Below are 1381 nucleotides of genomic sequence, written 5' to 3'. Positions count from 1 at the left end.
ATTCGTATGCGTTTTGGTAAGGTGAATGAGCAAGTGTTTACTTGGTCTGGCATGCCAAACAGCGTTATCTCCGCAGGTATCTGGTTGAACGGCCTTGCGATCATCGCATCAGGTATCTTCGGCTTTGATATGACGACGACGATTGTCCTAACGGGTCTGGTTGTACTGGTGATGTCAGTAACGGGCGGCTCTTGGGCGGTAATCGCATCTGACTTTATGCAGATGGTTATCATCATGGCAGTGACCGTAACGTGTGCTGTAGTAGCGGTCTACCACGGTGGCGGTGTCACGCAAATCATCAATGATTTCCCAACCGATTCATTTATTACGGGTGATAACCTTAACTACCTAAGCATTTTCAGCATCTGGGCGGTGTTCATCTTCTTGAAGCAGTTCAGTATCACCAATAACATGCTGAACTCTTACCGTTACCTTGCAGCGAAAGACTCAAACAACGCACGTAAAGCAGCACTGCTTGCTTGTGTACTAATGACACTGGGTCCAATCATTTGGTTCATGCCTTCATGGTTCATGGCAGGTCAAGGTGTTGATTTAGCCGCTGCTTACCCAGAAGCTGGCAGCAAAGCCGCTGACTTCGCTTACCTTTACTTTGTTCAAGAGTACATGCCGGTTGGTATGGTTGGCCTTCTGATTGCCGCGATGTTTGCAGCAACAATGTCTTCAATGGACTCTGGTCTAAACCGTAACTCAGGTATTTTTGTTAAGAACTTCTACGAGCCGATTCTTCGCCCTAAAGCGACAGAGAAAGAGCTAATGGTCGTTTCTAAAATAACGTCTACTTTCTTCGGCATCGCGATCATCTTGGTTGCTCTGTTCATTAACTCTCTTAAAGGTCTGAGCCTTTTCGACACCATGATGTACGTGGGCGCATTGATCGGCTTCCCAATGACGATTCCTGCATTCTGTGGCTTCTTTATCCGTAAAACTCCGGATTGGGCTGGCTGGGGCACGCTAGTCGTTGGTGGTGTAGTTTCTTACTTCGTTGGTTTCGTTATCACAGCGGACATGATTCAAAACTGGTTCGGTCTAAACGAACTAACTGGCCGTGAGTGGGCTGACCTGAAAGTGGCTATCGGCCTTATCGGTCACATCGTATTTACTGCTGGCTTCTTCGTTCTTTCAACATTGTTCTACAAGCCATTACCGGAACACCGTGAGAAAGATGTCGACAAGTTCTTCAATAACCTAGCGACACCGTTAGTAGCTGAAAGTAATGAACAGAAGAAACTGGATAACAAGCAACGTCGTATGTTGGGTTCACTTATCGCGGTAGCGGGTGTGGGTGTAATGACTATGTTCGTACTGCCAAACCCTATGTGGGGACGCATGGTATTCGTTCTGTGTCTGTCTCTTATACACA

General features: G+C 46.9%; 1 protein-coding gene. It reads left to right on the top strand.

Annotated elements, in window-relative coordinates:
• The coding region (locus AB4653_RS25835; RefSeq protein ID WP_372105656.1) for a sodium:solute symporter family transporter at positions 1–1381 on the top strand (1381 nt) is incomplete at both ends.

This window comes from Vibrio sp. 10N.222.48.A3, from assembly GCF_041475345.1.
Taxonomy (GTDB): domain Bacteria; phylum Pseudomonadota; class Gammaproteobacteria; order Enterobacterales; family Vibrionaceae; genus Vibrio; species Vibrio tasmaniensis_A.
This window is presented reverse-complemented; position numbering and strand designations above follow the sequence as displayed.